Origin of the sequence: Acinetobacter sp. C15, from assembly GCF_013420645.1 — a bacterium.
Lineage (GTDB): Bacteria > Pseudomonadota > Gammaproteobacteria > Pseudomonadales > Moraxellaceae > Acinetobacter > Acinetobacter indicus.
Genome location: NZ_VOXR01000055.1, coordinates 1 through 14307 on the forward strand (window position 1 = coordinate 1; position 14307 = coordinate 14307).

The 14307-nt window shown below is 45.6% G+C and carries 12 protein-coding genes; 8 read left to right on the forward strand and 4 right to left on the reverse strand.

All coding sequences use genetic code 11. From position 1 onward, the window contains the following. Nucleotides 1–428 precede the first annotated feature (428 nt). From FTT63_RS13700 to FTT63_RS13710, 3 genes are all read left to right on the forward strand, one after another. Nucleotides 429–2231, forward strand: a complete 1803-nt coding sequence (locus FTT63_RS13700; protein ID WP_075168330.1) for an acyl-CoA dehydrogenase C-terminal domain-containing protein — start codon at nucleotides 429–431, stop codon at nucleotides 2229–2231. 173 nt (nucleotides 2232–2404) lie between these two features. Further along, complete coding sequence (locus FTT63_RS13705) at nucleotides 2405–4186, forward strand: acyl-CoA dehydrogenase C-terminal domain-containing protein (RefSeq protein WP_075168331.1); 1782 nt, start codon at nucleotides 2405–2407, stop codon at nucleotides 4184–4186. Between the two features lie 148 nt (nucleotides 4187–4334). Beyond that, nucleotides 4335–4832: a phosphate-starvation-inducible protein PsiE gene (locus FTT63_RS13710; RefSeq protein ID WP_005180016.1), complete on the forward strand. Its 498-nt coding sequence runs from the start codon at nucleotides 4335–4337 to the stop codon at nucleotides 4830–4832. A gap of 147 nt (nucleotides 4833–4979) precedes the next feature. On the opposite strand, the gene FTT63_RS13715 is transcribed toward FTT63_RS13710, so the two are convergent. Continuing rightward, complete coding sequence (locus tag FTT63_RS13715; protein ID WP_168383306.1) at nucleotides 4980–5405, reverse strand: RcnB family protein; 426 nt, start codon at nucleotides 5403–5405, stop codon at nucleotides 4980–4982. A 183-nt stretch (nucleotides 5406–5588) separates the two neighbouring features. On the opposite strand from FTT63_RS13715, the gene FTT63_RS13720 reads away from it, so the two are divergent. After that, the gene (locus tag FTT63_RS13720) at nucleotides 5589–6044 is read left to right on the forward strand and encodes a hypothetical protein (RefSeq protein WP_005180018.1); all 456 of its coding nucleotides are present in this window, start codon (nucleotides 5589–5591) and stop codon (nucleotides 6042–6044) included. A gap of 238 nt (nucleotides 6045–6282) precedes the next feature. Here FTT63_RS13720 and FTT63_RS13725 read toward each other — a convergent pair whose 3' ends face one another. After that, a complete protein-coding gene (locus tag FTT63_RS13725; protein WP_180192422.1) occupies nucleotides 6283–7746 on the reverse strand; it encodes a phospholipase D family protein in 1464 nt (487 codons plus the stop codon). Between the two features lie 105 nt (nucleotides 7747–7851). Beyond that, complete coding sequence (znuD, locus tag FTT63_RS13730) at nucleotides 7852–9999, reverse strand: zinc piracy TonB-dependent receptor ZnuD (protein ID WP_180192423.1); 2148 nt, start codon at nucleotides 9997–9999, stop codon at nucleotides 7852–7854. A 142-nt stretch (nucleotides 10000–10141) separates the two neighbouring features. On the opposite strand from znuD, the gene FTT63_RS13735 reads away from it, so the two are divergent. The 4 genes from FTT63_RS13735 (at nucleotide 10142) to FTT63_RS13750 (ending at nucleotide 14062) form a co-directional block, all read left to right on the forward strand. Next, entirely contained in the window at nucleotides 10142–10906 is a 765-nt protein-coding gene (locus FTT63_RS13735; protein WP_180192424.1) for a DUF4184 family protein, read from the forward strand. A gap of 144 nt (nucleotides 10907–11050) precedes the next feature. Beyond that, nucleotides 11051–12832 carry an aspartate--tRNA ligase gene (gene aspS / locus FTT63_RS13740; protein WP_180192425.1) on the forward strand — a complete coding sequence of 594 codons (1782 nt, stop codon included), beginning with the start codon at nucleotides 11051–11053 and terminating at the stop codon, nucleotides 12830–12832. A gap of 121 nt (nucleotides 12833–12953) precedes the next feature. After that, nucleotides 12954–13175 (forward strand): hypothetical protein, encoded by a 222-nt coding sequence (locus tag FTT63_RS13745; protein WP_004675553.1) that lies wholly within the window; start codon nucleotides 12954–12956, stop codon nucleotides 13173–13175. A gap of 5 nt (nucleotides 13176–13180) precedes the next feature. Next, nucleotides 13181–14062, forward strand: coding sequence for a lysophospholipid acyltransferase family protein (locus FTT63_RS13750; protein WP_163141251.1), 882 nt, complete (start codon nucleotides 13181–13183; stop codon nucleotides 14060–14062). 93 nt (nucleotides 14063–14155) lie between these two features. Here FTT63_RS13750 and FTT63_RS13755 read toward each other — a convergent pair. Next, nucleotides 14156–14307, reverse strand: a 152-nt coding sequence (locus FTT63_RS13755; protein ID WP_180192426.1) for an integrase core domain-containing protein, incomplete at its 5' end; no start/stop codon positions are given.

Sequence of the window (14307 nt, forward strand, 5' to 3'; positions counted from 1 at the left end):
AAATCCTGTCGCACAACAGGTTTAATTAGCTCATGAAATACGGTATTCTGATGTGACAAAACCTGAATCCTGGTCGTTAAAGTGTTTGTTTGCACTCATATTTTAACTGTTAGGACTCAGGTTTTTTATTTAAAGCAAACTATGGGACAGCAGTGTGCATGGTGCGCCTTTTTTATTGGACATATCTGTTTACGTTTTTGACTATTTATCCACTTCCTATACCGATAAATCTGTTTACACTCAATACACTTAGCTATTTCAAGTTAAAAATCTTTGACTTTACAGTCACCAAGAAAAGCCATTGAAATGCTTGTACCCAATTAGAAGATGTTGCACGATTAAAACATTCAAGATGCGCCTGTGAAGGTGCGTGAACTCACTGATTTAGGATTATAACCGCTGGTTAAACCAGTATTGAGGAACCCGATATGCCACAATACAAAGCGCCACTACGTGATATGCAATTTGTTTTGCATGAATTATTAAATGCTGAAGAACATTATGCAAAACTCCCTGCATTCTCTGGAAACGTAAGCCGTGAGTTGGTTGACCAATATTTAGAAGCTGCTGCTGACTTCTGTGAAAATGAATTATCTCCTTTAAACCAAGTGGGCGACCGCGAAGGCTGTACCTGGAACGATGGTGTAGTCACCACGCCGACTGGCTTTAAAGAAGCGTATCAAAAATATATCGAACTGGGTTTCCCGTCTTTATCTGCCGAAGAACAGTACGGCGGTCAGGGTTTACCAAACTCTCTGGGCATTACCATTTCTGAAATGGTCGGTACCGCAAACTGGGCTTGGGGTATGTATCCGGGTCTGTCTCATGGTGCAGTACGTACCCTTGAGCACCACGGTTCGCAAGAACAAAAAGATACCTATCTGCCAAATCTGGTATCAGGTGTCTGGACCGGGACCATGTGTCTGACCGAATCTCATGCCGGTTCTGACCTCGGTATTATCCGCACCAAAGCAGAACCAAATGCGGATGGCAGCTATGCAATCTCTGGCGAGAAAATCTTTATCTCTGCCGGTGAGCACGACATGGCCGAGAACATCATCCATATCGTTCTGGCGCGTTTACCAGGCGCACCGAAAGGCACCAAAGGTATTTCACTGTTCATCGTACCGAAATTCAACCTGAATGCCGATGGTTCAATCGGTGAGCGTAATGCAGTGCGTTGTGGCTCGATCGAACACAAAATGGGGATTCACGGTAACGCGACTTGCGTGATTAACTTTGACAACGCCAAAGGTTACTTGATTGGACCTGAAAACCGTGGTCTGAACTGTATGTTCACTTTCATGAACACGGCGCGTATCGGTACTGCAGTACAAGGTCTGTCTGCATCTGAATCTTCATTCCAGGGTGCTTTGGCGTATGCAAAAGACCGTCTGGCTATGCGTTCACTGTCTGGTCCAAAAGCGCCAGAAAAAGAAGCCGATCCGATTATTGTGCATCCAGCAGTACGTAACATGCTGTTGACCCAAAAAGCATTTGCTGAAGGTGGCCGTGCGCTGGTTTACCTATTGGCTCAATATGCAGATGTGGTTGAACAGGCTGCTGAGGAAGAAGACCGTAAATTTGCCGACAACATCCTGTCTTTATTGACACCAATTGCCAAAGCCTTCCTGACCGAAACCGGTTCAGAAGCTGCAAAACACGGTGTACAGGTGTTTGGTGGTCACGGCTTTATTTCCGAGCACGGTATGGAGCAGATTGTACGTGATACGCGTATTTCTTGCCTGTACGAAGGTACCACTGAAATTCAGGCACTTGACCTGCTCGGCCGTAAGGTTCTGGGTACACAAGGCGCGATGCTGAAAGATTTCACCAAGATCATTCACAAATTCGCAGAAGCCAACAAAGACAATGCCGGCATGAAAGAGTTTGTTGAACCGCTGGCCGCACTGAACAAAGAATGGGGCGACCTGACCATGCAAATTGGTATGCGTGCGATGCAAAACCCTGAAGAAGTCGGTGCTGCGGCAGTCGATTACCTCTACTTCTCTGGCTATGTGACACTGGCTTATCTATGGGCACGTATGGCACTGGTTGCACAAGAAGCCTTGGCTGCGGGTACTACCGATGTCGACTTCTACAATGCCAAAGTAACCACTGCACGCTTCTACTTCAAGAAGATCCTGCCACGTGTACGCTCACATGTTGACGTAATCGCGACTGGCCTGGATCCATTGATGGCACTTGATGCTGAACACTTTGCCTTCTAATGCACGTGATGTGTAGTAACTTGTAATGGATGTAAAAAGGACGGCCAGCTGTTGGCGGTCCTTTTTCTCTATTTATCGCGCTATATTAACCTTTCGTCGTCTAATCAATTGAAATCTCATCGTTTAGACTGACCTGATCACTATGAATAAACAAGAAACAGGTGAAATGAACTATGCCAATTTATAACGCACCGCTTGCCGATATGAAATTCATCCTGAATGATGTCTTCCAAGCAGAACAATTCTGGCAAAATAACGAAAATCTCGCCCACCTCGATGCTGCAACCGCAGAAGCCATTCTTGAAGAAATGGCCAAATTTACCCAGAACGTTACCCTGCCCTTAAACCGCACTGGTGATGAAGAAGGTGCCCAATATAACAATGGCAGCGTAACTACACCGGCCGGTTTTAAAGAAGCATTCAAGCAATATGCCGAAGGCGGCTGGATTGGCCTGGGTGCCGATGAAGAATGGGGCGGTCAAGGCATGCCAAAAATGCTGACCGTTCTGTCGGATGAAATGATTTTTGCTACTAACCCGTCATTCATGCTGTATCCACTGCTGTCAGTTGGTGCGGGTATGGCGCTGAGCAGCTATGCTTCTCAGGAACAAAAAGAAACCTATTTACCAAAAATTTATTCAGGTGAATGGTCTGGCACCATGTGTCTGACTGAACCACATGCCGGTACCGATTTGGGGATTATTAAAACCAAAGCGGAACGCAACGAAGATGGCAGCTATAACATTACCGGGACCAAAATCTTTATTACCGGTGGTGATCATGACCTGGCTGAAAACATCATTCACCTGGTACTGGCCAAAACCCCAGATGCACCTGCCGGTTCACGCGGTATTTCGCTGTTTATCGTACCGAAATTCCTGGTCAATGCCGATGGTTCACTCGGTGAACGTAACCCGGTTGGCCCAGGCTCTATCGAACACAAAATGGGGATTAAAGCCTCTGCCACGTGTGTCATGAACTTTGATGGTGCCAAAGGCTATCTGGTCGGTAAAGAAAACGAAGGCCTGGCAGCCATGTTCGTGATGATGAACTATGAACGTCTGTCAATGGGTATTCAGGGTTTAGGCGCCTCTGAATTTGCTTACCAGAATGCAGCACAATATGCGACTGACCGTTTACAGGGCCGCAGCGCTTCAGGTGTACAATCACCAAACAAACCGGCTGACAGCATTTTAGTACATGGCGATGTACGTCGTATGCTCTTGAATGTGCGTGCCAACAACGAAGCATCACGTGCCTTTGCAGTCTATGTCGGCCAACAGCTGGACATCACCAAATTCTCGACTGATGCAGACGCGGTGAAAAAAGCCAATGACCGTGTGGCGCTGCTAACGCCTATTGCCAAAGCCTATTTAACCGATACCGCTTTCCAGGCAACACTGGATGCGCAAATGTGCTTCGGTGGTCATGGCTATATCCGTGAATGGGGCATGGAGCAATGTGTACGTGATTTACGTATTGCACAAATTTATGAAGGTACCAATGGCGTACAGTCACAAGATTTAATTGGCCGTAAAACCATTAAATGTCAGGGTGCCTATATTGCAGAATATATTGCTGAAATCCGTGACTTTGCCAACCAGTTAGATGCTGATCTGAACTTCATTAAAGATGCGACCTTAGATGCAGCCACAGAAGTCGAATCAGTAACACAATACATTCTGAATGCGGCGTCTGAAAATGCGGAATTCCCGAATGCCGCAGCGGTCGATTATTTACACGCGGTTGGTCTGCTCAGCTTTGCCTATATGTTTGCCCGTATTGCCCAAGCGGCACAGGCCAAACAGGGTGAGTTCTATCAGAACAAGCTGGCATTGGGTCTGTACTTTGTACAACGTATTCTGCCAGAGCTGGAAATGCGAATTACCCGTATCAAAGCCGGTTCTGATGTGATCATGAAATTCTCGGAAGATTATTTCACTCATCAGGCTTAAGCTTTTTATCTCTCAAAAACGCCTGCACTGTCAGGCGTTTTTTTATAGCATCCATGTTTGCCTGCTGTTTTTACACCACTTTTCCTGTAGTTGTGCACAGTTTTTGCATAAGTTTTTCTTATTCATTCAGCAGAATCAGGAGGAGCATATGACAGCACGGCACCCCAAAGTAGAAAAAATAGAAACCCTCCTCGACCGGTTGGGTAATCTGGCCGTTGAAAGTTTTCACTATATTGCCCTGTTCGTGATTGGCTGTATGGTGATCTGGTCGGCCGGCCATACTGTGGTCGATATTCTGACCGTCAAACAATATGCCACGATTGATGATATTTTACTGCTGTTCATTTATTTGGAGCTCGGTGCCATGGTGGGTATTTACTTTAAAACCAACCACATGCCAGTACGCTTCCTGATTTATATTGCCATTACCGCCCTGACCCGGCTGCTGATTTCCGATATCCAGCACGACCATAAAGCGGATATTGACCTAGTAATTATTACCGGTTCGATTCTGATTCTAGCCTTTGCGATTCTGGTGGTACGTTTTGCCTCCTGGAATTATCCATCGGTAATTCGGGATAAACACAGTGAAAAACCGTTGCCACAAGGCAAGACCCCACGCCCGGAAGATGATGAACTGGCCTAAACACCAAAATCACGTCCATCATTCAAATCTGAAGAACAAAAAGCGCGCCTGGATCCCACTACGGCGCGCTGATTTTTGAGTGAAGATTCACCGGATCATCAGTTTGGTTCAAATAGTTTTCCTTAGCGCTGGAGCGCTCCGGATGATCTAACGGTTTGGCACCAAAATATAACGACCATTTTCATAAATCCAGTAGCTGCCATTTGGCGGAGCTGGCAAACCTAAATGGCGCCAGTCAGTAATGATGGTCTGCGTGCTGCTTTCAATCCGGGCCACATTCGGGTCACCATTGACCCAGCTATAACTTTGCGAATTCTGGTAAATGGTGGTGGGCGCCTGATATTGAATACTGATGCCCGGACGTACCGGTTGATGGCCCCATTGCGGACGGGGCGGATAATATTGTGGTGGCCTGTGCTGCGGATAAGACGGGCGATGCTGTGGATAATGCTGCGCATGCGATTTTCGCTCCACACCCTGATAACTGGCCCAGCGATTGGTATCGGCCAGCGATAATGTCGAGATGGCAGACAATCCAATGCCTAACCATAAACCTGCTTGTATTCTTTTCACTACCCGACTCCCAAACATCAGCCTATTGATTTTACTATAAAACAGGATTAAGGATAAAAAATGAACATGCATGCTTTATACAAGTTTTTTAGATGAATGGCGGTAGATCGGCCGTATTTCTCAGTGAAAATAATGGCCTACTTTTATGCTACACTCGCTTTTTTTCATACTAGGTTCATGCTTGTGTCTGATTTAAGTTTTGATCGTCTTTATGAATATTTCTGCAAAGTACCCAGTGTTCAAAAAAACTTGATCGATGCCTATGGCACAGATGGTGCTCAGGCATGGTGGTTTAAATTTCAGATTAATGTAGCACACCCACTGGCCTGGCAAACCGTACAGGAACTGGGTCATGTGCTGAACTATATTTCCAAGAATGAACGTTTGCCAACGCAGTTTTTACCGGTATCGCCACCACCTTATATGAATGGTGAAGCCAAAGATTTCCTGTCTTGGGTGATCCAGTGTAATCATGCCGATTTCCCGCCCGATGTGGTCTGCGACTGGCTGGAAGCGCGTTTGCCGAATCCGGTTGAAGATGAAAGCCAGTGGAAAATTAAAACCGACCTGAGCGAGCTGGATGAGCTGTCTGATAAAGATCTGGATGAACTGGTACCACCGAATCCGGGGCAAAACTAAGCATTAAACCTTAGTACTGACCTCTCCCTGACTCTCTCCTAGAAGGTTAAGGAAAAGCGTATATCCCTAACCTTCTCTTACGAGGAGAAGGAAAAGCTATTGTTCCTAGCTCTCTTGCAAGGAAGGGGAAAATCGCTTCTTTTTAACCCTTTCTTACAAGGTGGAAGAAAACTAATTCTTCCAGCTCTCTTATAAGCAGAAGCCACGGCTCCCAAACAGAAGCTTGGAATGAGGGAGGTTAGAACGTCGACCAGCCACTCCATTCCATCAAACGATACAGTCCATATTTCAGCGTCGATTCATCGGCATACTGGGCATAATCCACACTCATCTGACGGCCATTTAAGTTTGACCAGGCGGTATCAAAATACTGCTGAGCATTTTGAAACACCTGAGCTTGAGCCGGGCCTAACACGCGTAAATTGGTTTCCAGATTATAATTTTTTAAATTCCGTGCGGTGAAATTGGCCGAACCTAAAATCATCTCCTGTTGCTGGGCATTGCGCTTGATCAGCATTTTGCTATGACATTGCTCGCCTTGGGTATTACACCAGCGCAGTGGAATGCCGGCCTGATGTAATTCTGCTGCCACTGGCCGGTTCGGTACGCCATTCTTTTCCAGACCAAACGCATCTTTATTGGCATCGAGCAGCACCCGCAATTTCACCCCACGCTCATGGGCTGCAAGCAGGCTTTTGATAATCTGGCGCTCGGACAGATAGAACATCACCAGATCGACCTGTTCATTGGCTTTGGCGCTATTAATCAGGTTTAAAGTCGCATCATAAATGGCTTTTTCAGTCAGCACCTGCACCTGCGGTTCAGTAGCAGCGGCCTGAAACTCACCGACAATCACCCCGGGAATATTGCTGCCGGACATGAGCGCCACCGACTGCTCGGTTTTCAGAATATCTACCGCGGTATTGCCTTTGACCACCAGCGCCACATTGGAGTGATGGGAACTGGCATCATGCGGATTCATTGAGGTGACCAGAGCTTCCCAGCCGTCCGGGGTATCAACCACAATGGTTTTACGGTGGTTGGCCTTAAAATTCAGCAGCTCGGAATAGCTGCGCAGGGTGATTTTACCCTCACCAAACGGATTAGCCAGCCAGCCGGCATCCGGATTATTGCGGATGCCCTGACAGCAGATGTACCAGAACCCGGACCACATCGGATTGGAAGCGCGTAGCGGAGTTAAATTGGTTTCGATCACATCAATTCCGGCCTGGCGCAGTTGCCGATAATGCTCTGGCGCAAGGCCGCCATAAACAGAGTTAATCGGATCGGTAATCAGCTTGATTTCAATATCCGGCTGGGTACGGCGTTTTTGAATCAGCGCATCGGTCAATTGCTGGCTGAGCGGTTGATGCTGGGCCTGTGATGCCCCGGTTTGCGGATTAAACAGGAACATATCCAGCACAATTAAACTTTGTGCTTCATCAATCAGCCGCAGCATTTCATTAAAAATCTGATGATCATAATGCTGCTGGCCCTGTGCATCCAGATAGGTCTGATCGGCCAGAAATTTGACTTCGGCATGACGTAGCGGTCCCGCATAATTCAAACCATCCGGTAAGGGCTTATAGGTGTGATACAGTGCCGAGGATAAATAGCTTAACGCCAGCAGGCCCATCATCACGCCCAGATAACGCCGTGGTGACCAGTTCAGTTTATTGTGAATTCGTTGAAAGATACGCATAAGAAAAAACCTAACCCAATCAGCTCAGGCTAGGTTTTCTTCAGGCTTTTTTCAAGAGGATTTCCGTGACATCCTCTTGATTTTGGCAATAAATTTAAGTTTTGCTTAGAAGTTATATTCTAAACCAACGGTAAAATTACGGCCCACTTGCGGAATGTTGGACAGGAATGAGGTATGTGAATAAACCTGATCATCCAGCAGGTTATTGGCTTTAAAGAACACGCGGTAGTCCTGGTTATTCGTCATGGCACCTGCATAAGCCAGACCGACATTGACCATGTTATAGCCTTGGGTTTCCTGTTCATAGCTGGCAATCTGGTCCTGTTTAAAGACATGATAGTACTCTGCCAGACCTGACCAGCCGTCAGCAAAATCGGCTTCTACTTTGGTACCTAAACGGCCTGCTGGTACACGCGGTGCGTTTTCACCATCAATTTTGCCACGCACATAGTCACCAAACAGGCTGACTTTATAAGCATCGTTAATGGCATAGCCTAACTGCGCTTCTGTACCGTAGAAACGGGCTTTGTCTTGTTTATAATCAACTAGACGGAATGTTCCTTCGCTGTCGGTTGTTGAGCCATAAATATAGTTATCAAACCAGTTGTGATAAACATGCACATGATAGTCGAGTTTCGCACCTTCATAATGCAGACCTAACTCAAGGTTATTTGACTTTTCAACATCCAGATCCTCATTTCCACGCTCATAGGTATTGGTGGCAAAGTGAATACCGTCCGCATACAACTCTTGTGCCAGTGGTAAACGTTGCTGATGCGAGCCAACCACAGAAAGCTTATAGTTTGGAGCAAACTGCCAATTGGCTGCTGCTGAACCTGAAACACCGGTATCCGAATAGTCTTTTTGAGTTGAATCTACATCAATTTTTTGATGTTCTACACGTGCACCCAATTCCACATGCACATCACCAAACTGCTTATGTTCTAAACCAAACAGGCTATATTTTTCCGTTTTAGTATCTGGCATTAAGACTGATTCATGAAAATGATCATCATGTGGAACCATCTCACCGGATAAATCAATATTTTGTTGACTATATTGGGTACCAAAGACCCCTTCCCAACCGGCGACTGGTTTATGTACCAATTCTAAACGGGCATCATAACCTTTATTTTTAAAGTTACTGATGACTTCATTTTCTTCCAGCTCGTCATGTTCATAATCGGTATAGCTGGCATGGGCACGTAACTTGTCAAAGCCGGAAAATGGCTGGTCCAGCTCAGCACGGACGTCATAACGGTGTGATTCCAGATCGACCCATGGACCACCATGATGCGCATGGTCATCACCATGATCATCGTGAGGAGGACATTCAATTATATTCGGATTGTCATGATCTGGCCCACAACCATGATATTCATGACTATGCCCTGGTAAACCGTATTTGTCCTGACGGTTGCTATAAGACACCCCGACAAAACCACGGTCATGAATCCATGAGCCGCCAATATTCACGGTTTGCCCTTCTGCAAAGGTATTGTCTACACGACGGGCTTTATCAAAATGTGTTTCATGTTCTTCTTCAGCATCATGTCCATGATCATGATCTTCATGGCCAGCTTCATCATTATGATGTTCTACCCAGTAATCCGGCGTAATATAGTTATTTGCTTTACGTTTGGAGCCTTCTACACGTAAGGCAAAGTTGTCACCAATTGCTGCTGTTACCCCCGCACTGGCCAGCTTCTCATCGCTACCCGAGTTATAGCGCACGCCGACGGTGCCCTCTAAGCCATCTGCTGGCATTTGGGTTGGAATTTTCTGATCGGTTACATTGACCAAGCCACCCACGGTACCGGCACCATAGAGTAAAGTCGATGGACCACGAATCACTTCAACCTGTTTTGCCAGAATTGGATCTACTGTAACTGTATGGTCTGGAGATAAAGTCGATACATCAGCAGTTTCAGATGCGTGTTGTAAGACTTTGACACGCGGGCCATCTTGACCACGAATCACGGGACGGCTTGAACCTGTGCCGTACTGATTTGAATACACGCCCAGTTCATCAGCCAGTGCATCACCAATGGTTGTTGGGCGTTCAGCCAATACTTTCTGTTCCACCACCTGATCTGCTACCGCAAAGTCCGCTGCAGTCTGAACCAGAGGATGGGCCTTTAGCTGGATGGTTTCAAGTTGCTGTGCATTGGATAGATTCGCCTCATCTGCAAAAACTGCAGGGGTCACAACAGCAAAAATAGACAGTGTTATTAAATTCTTATGGAAGGACATGACTCAGGCTCAGAGTAACAAATTTGAATAATGTTATAATATAACATTTCAACTGTTTTGCAATAAAAAACATAAAATTCATCTTTGCTTGGTTAAGCTATAGGGCCTCGCGGATTTTTCCGTTTTTATTGTCTACGCCTGTATGCCCTTTACCTTATCTCATGCAGTTTTAGCACCCCCTATTGCCCAGCTGACAGGTCATCGTCTTCCCATTGCGGCCCTCGCTATTGGCTGTATGCTGCCCGATTTAAGCCGTTTATTTACCACCGATCAGGGCGGCTTGAATCATTTATGGAGTTCAATTGTTCATCCAAATTTATGGCTGGGTCTGGCTTTTTGTGCGGCGTGGTATCTGATTTATCGTCCGGTGCTGTATCGGGCGCTAGGCATACAACATGAGCTCAATCTGGACTCGTTCAAGTCGGCCCTTGGTTTTTTGCTTGCGGTAGTCCTCGGGCTATTGCTGGGCAATGCCACCCATTTAATTTGGGATGGTTTAACTCACCTCGACTTTCGCACTTTTGCCTTTCATGATTTTTTAAACCAGCCGGTGTCCTGGTTCTCCCAGACCTATCCACTGCATTTTATTTTGCAGATTGGCAGTTCGCTTCTGGCCCTGCCGTTTTTGCTGTGGATGTGCTGGCGTTATTATCAGCGCTATCGTCAGCATTGGCCAGTGAGCCGACGGGTCAAACAAGCGGCAGCGATCCTGATTGGTCTGGCTATTTTGCTAGGTGCTTATTCGGTCTGGGATTATGCCCGCTATTTCAGTGATGAACTCTGGTATAGCCATCGTTATTATTTTCTGGGCCGGACTTTTAATGAGTTTAGTCAGGGTGCCTTAATCATTTTAACCACGGGCTGTATTTTATTTCAGATTCTGGACCGCAATCATGAGTTCGGTTAACTCGAAATAACAGGAAATTGCCGGGTTTTTCACGCTAGTTCTTGTGACAAAACCTGCAAAGAGGCATAATCCAACATTTACTTCAAGCGGTACGCTGTTTACGTATGCGCTGTCATTAACCCATATAGTTGGATTTTTTACGCTATGATGCGAACTCATTACTGCGGTTCTTTAACCGAAGCTCAAATCGACCAAACCGTAACCTTGTGTGGTTGGGTACATCGTCGCCGTGACCACGGTGGGGTGATCTTCCTGGATATGCGTGACCGTGATGGTCTGGTACAAGTGGTTATCGACCCGGATACCCCAGAAGCGTTTGCCACAGCAGATAAAGCTCGTTCTGAATTCGTATTAAAAATTACAGGCCGTGTACGCCGCCGTTATGCGGGTACTGAAAATGCCAATATGGTCAGTGGCCAGATTGAAGTATTGGGCAAAGAAATTGAAGTGCTGGCTCAATCTGAAACGCCTCCATTCCCACTGAATGATGAAAACACCAATATTTCTGAAGAAATCCGTCTGAAATACCGCTTCCTGGACATCCGTCGTCCAGAAATGTTAGATCGCTTACGTTTCCGTTCTAAACTGACCAACCTGATTCGTAACTACTTCGAAGACAACGGTTTCCTAGACGTTGAAACTCCAATTTTGACTCGTGCAACGCCTGAAGGTGCACGTGACTACCTGGTTCCAAGTCGTGTATCTAACGGTAGCTTCTATGCGCTGCCACAATCGCCACAATTATTTAAACAATTGTTGATGGTGGGTGGTATTGACCGTTATTACCAAATCGCAAAATGTTTCCGTGATGAAGACTTGCGTGCAGACCGTCAGCCTGAATTCACTCAAATCGACATTGAAACATCGTTCATGAGTGACGATGACATTATGGATTTGATGGAAGGCATGACCGTGAAGATGTTCGATGAGCTTCTAGGCGTGAAATTCGACAAATTCCAACGTATGCCATATTCAGAAGCGATGCGAGATTATGCGTCTGATAAGCCAGACTTGCGTATTCCACTGAAATTGGTAGATGTTGCAGACTTGATGCAAGACGTTGAGTTCAAAGTATTTGCTGGCCCTGCGAAAGATCCAAAAGGTCGTATTGTCGCGCTTCGCGTTCCTGGCGCGGGTTCATTGCCACGTAGTGCAATTGATGAATACACTAAATTTGTAGGCATCTATGGTGCGAAAGGTTTGGCGTATATTAAAGTCAATGAGCTTGAAAAAGGCATCGAAGGTTTACAATCTCCTATCGTGAAATTTATTGAGCCAATCGTGCTTGATTTATTAAAACGTGTAGGCGCTGAAAATGGTGACATCGTATTCTTTGGTGCAGATAAAGCCAAAGTAGTCAACGATGCGATGGGCGCACTACGTGTCAAAATCGGTCACGATTTGAACCTTGCAACCTGCGAATGGGCACCGCTTTGGGTGGTTGATTTCCCAATGTTTGAAGAAACTGAGGATGGTAAATGGACCTCTGTGCATCACCCATTCACTTTGCCAAAATCAAGCGTTGAAGATGTGAAGAGCAACCCAGGTGAAGCTTTATCTGTTGCCTATGATATGGTGTTGAACGGTACTGAAATTGGTGGCGGCTCACTGCGTATTTATACTTTAGAAATGCAAAAAGCAATTTTTGAAGCTTTAGGTATTGAAGAAGAAGAAGCCGAAGAGAAATTCAGCTTCTTACTGAATGCGTTGAAATACGGTGCGCCTCCGCACGGTGGTTTGGCATTTGGTTTAGACCGTTTGGTGATGTTGATGACAGGTGCATCGTCTATTCGTGATGTGATTGCCTTCCCAAAAACCAAAACGGCTGAATGTCCATTGACTCAAGCACCAGCACCAGTTGAAGCAAATCAATTGCGTGACCTTGGTATTCGTTTACGCGAAAAAGCAAAAGCTGAAGAAAAATAAACTTTAGGTTTATGATGCAATGGAACCCTGCTTGATGCAGGGTTTTTTATATTCGAGTTTTACTTTGCGATCATGTCTGCTAGTGGCATAATAGGCTGCTTTTTATTGAGAGGTCAGTCTTATGGCAATGCGTCCTGATGTACGTCGACACACGATTGTAATTATTGTGTTTTCACTGGCTCAGTGGTTCTTTATGCGTTACATCCTCGCCAATGAACTTTTCAATATGACCACCAATCAACGTATTCTATATTTCTGTATCAGCAGCCTTGCAGGTGCACTTCTGATTTTTGTGGCACTGATCTATATGGTGCTCAAGGGCAATACCGATAAGCAAGACTGATGGTCATGTCGTTTTACATTACCCTACTACGTATTCTACCTTTAACATTTTTGCGTAGTATCGCAAAAGTGGCAGCCTACTTTATCAATCAAAATCCTAGTAAAAGTATGCTGTGGAAAACCCGCGTCAATATTGCTCTCGCCTATCCAGAACTTAACCCAGAACAAAAAGAACAATTGGCACGGGAAAGCGTCACCAAACAATGTCTCAGTTATATTGAGTCTGGAAAATGCTGGGCTATGCCTCCCGAATGGAGTATCCAGCAAATCCATACTGTGCATAACTTAGAAGTCCTGACGAATGCGCTAAAAGACCCGAAAGGTGCACTGATTATTACTCCACATCTGGGTACATGGGAAATGATGAATGCGTGGGTAAACCAATATGGCACCCCGACTATTATGTATAAACCCATGAAAGATAGTGGTTTTAATGCCTTTGCCTTACATGCCCGCCAGCGGCTCAATGCAACACTGGTTCCTACTGATGCCAATGGGGTAAAAGCACTGTTTAAAAACCTAAAGCAAGGTGGATTCAGCGTGATTTTGCCTGATCATGTCCCTCAACCCTCTGGTGGTGTCGTGGTTCCTTTTTTTGGAATTCCCTGCTTAACCAGTACTTTAGCCAGCAAAATGGCACAAAAAACTCAATGCCGCTTAGTGGGATTAAGTTGTTTCCGTAGAGAGGATGGTGAAGGTTTTGAGGTCTACTGTGATGATCTCAATGATCCTGAACTTTATGATCGAGATATAGAAGTTGCGACAACTGCATTAAATAAAGCGGTAGAGCAAATGATCAACCGCTTTCCTGCTGAATATATGTGGGGATATAAGCGGTTTAAGGGAAATCCTAATTTTGAAAATTACTACCAACCATCATCTCAATAATAATCATTCCTTCCTAAATTTAACTAAGCAAATAATCGACTCAGAAGTCTGTTCTGAACCGTACCGGGTTTGTCGGAGACTTTTTTATTTAAGTTAGGCCACCTGACCTAACGGGTTAATCTTATCATAGTACATTGCTTCAAACTCAAAAGGTGATACATAACCCAGTGCACTGTGTACACGCTCTTTATTGAACCAATCTACCCAGTTGAGTGTCGCAAGTTGTACATCCGCTAAACCTTGCC

What these genes read in the sequence shown, in the direction of transcription:
- FTT63_RS13750 (WP_163141251.1), top strand. Translation starts at nt 13,181, where the DNA reads ATGTCGTTTTACATTACCCTACTACGTATTCTACCTTTAACATTTTTG.
- FTT63_RS13700 (WP_075168330.1), top strand. Translation starts at nt 429, where the DNA reads ATGCCACAATACAAAGCGCCACTACGTGATATGCAATTTGTTTTGCAT.
- znuD (WP_180192423.1), bottom strand. Translation starts at nt 9,999, where the DNA reads ATGTCCTTCCATAAGAATTTAATAACACTGTCTATTTTTGCTGTTGTG.
- FTT63_RS13725 (WP_180192422.1), bottom strand. Translation starts at nt 7,746, where the DNA reads ATGCGTATCTTTCAACGAATTCACAATAAACTGAACTGGTCACCACGG.
- FTT63_RS13735 (WP_180192424.1), top strand. Translation starts at nt 10,142, where the DNA reads ATGCCCTTTACCTTATCTCATGCAGTTTTAGCACCCCCTATTGCCCAG.
- aspS (WP_180192425.1), top strand. Translation starts at nt 11,051, where the DNA reads ATGATGCGAACTCATTACTGCGGTTCTTTAACCGAAGCTCAAATCGAC.
- FTT63_RS13705 (WP_075168331.1), top strand. Translation starts at nt 2,405, where the DNA reads ATGCCAATTTATAACGCACCGCTTGCCGATATGAAATTCATCCTGAAT.
- FTT63_RS13745 (WP_004675553.1), top strand. Translation starts at nt 12,954, where the DNA reads ATGGCAATGCGTCCTGATGTACGTCGACACACGATTGTAATTATTGTG.
- FTT63_RS13710 (WP_005180016.1), top strand. Translation starts at nt 4,335, where the DNA reads ATGACAGCACGGCACCCCAAAGTAGAAAAAATAGAAACCCTCCTCGAC.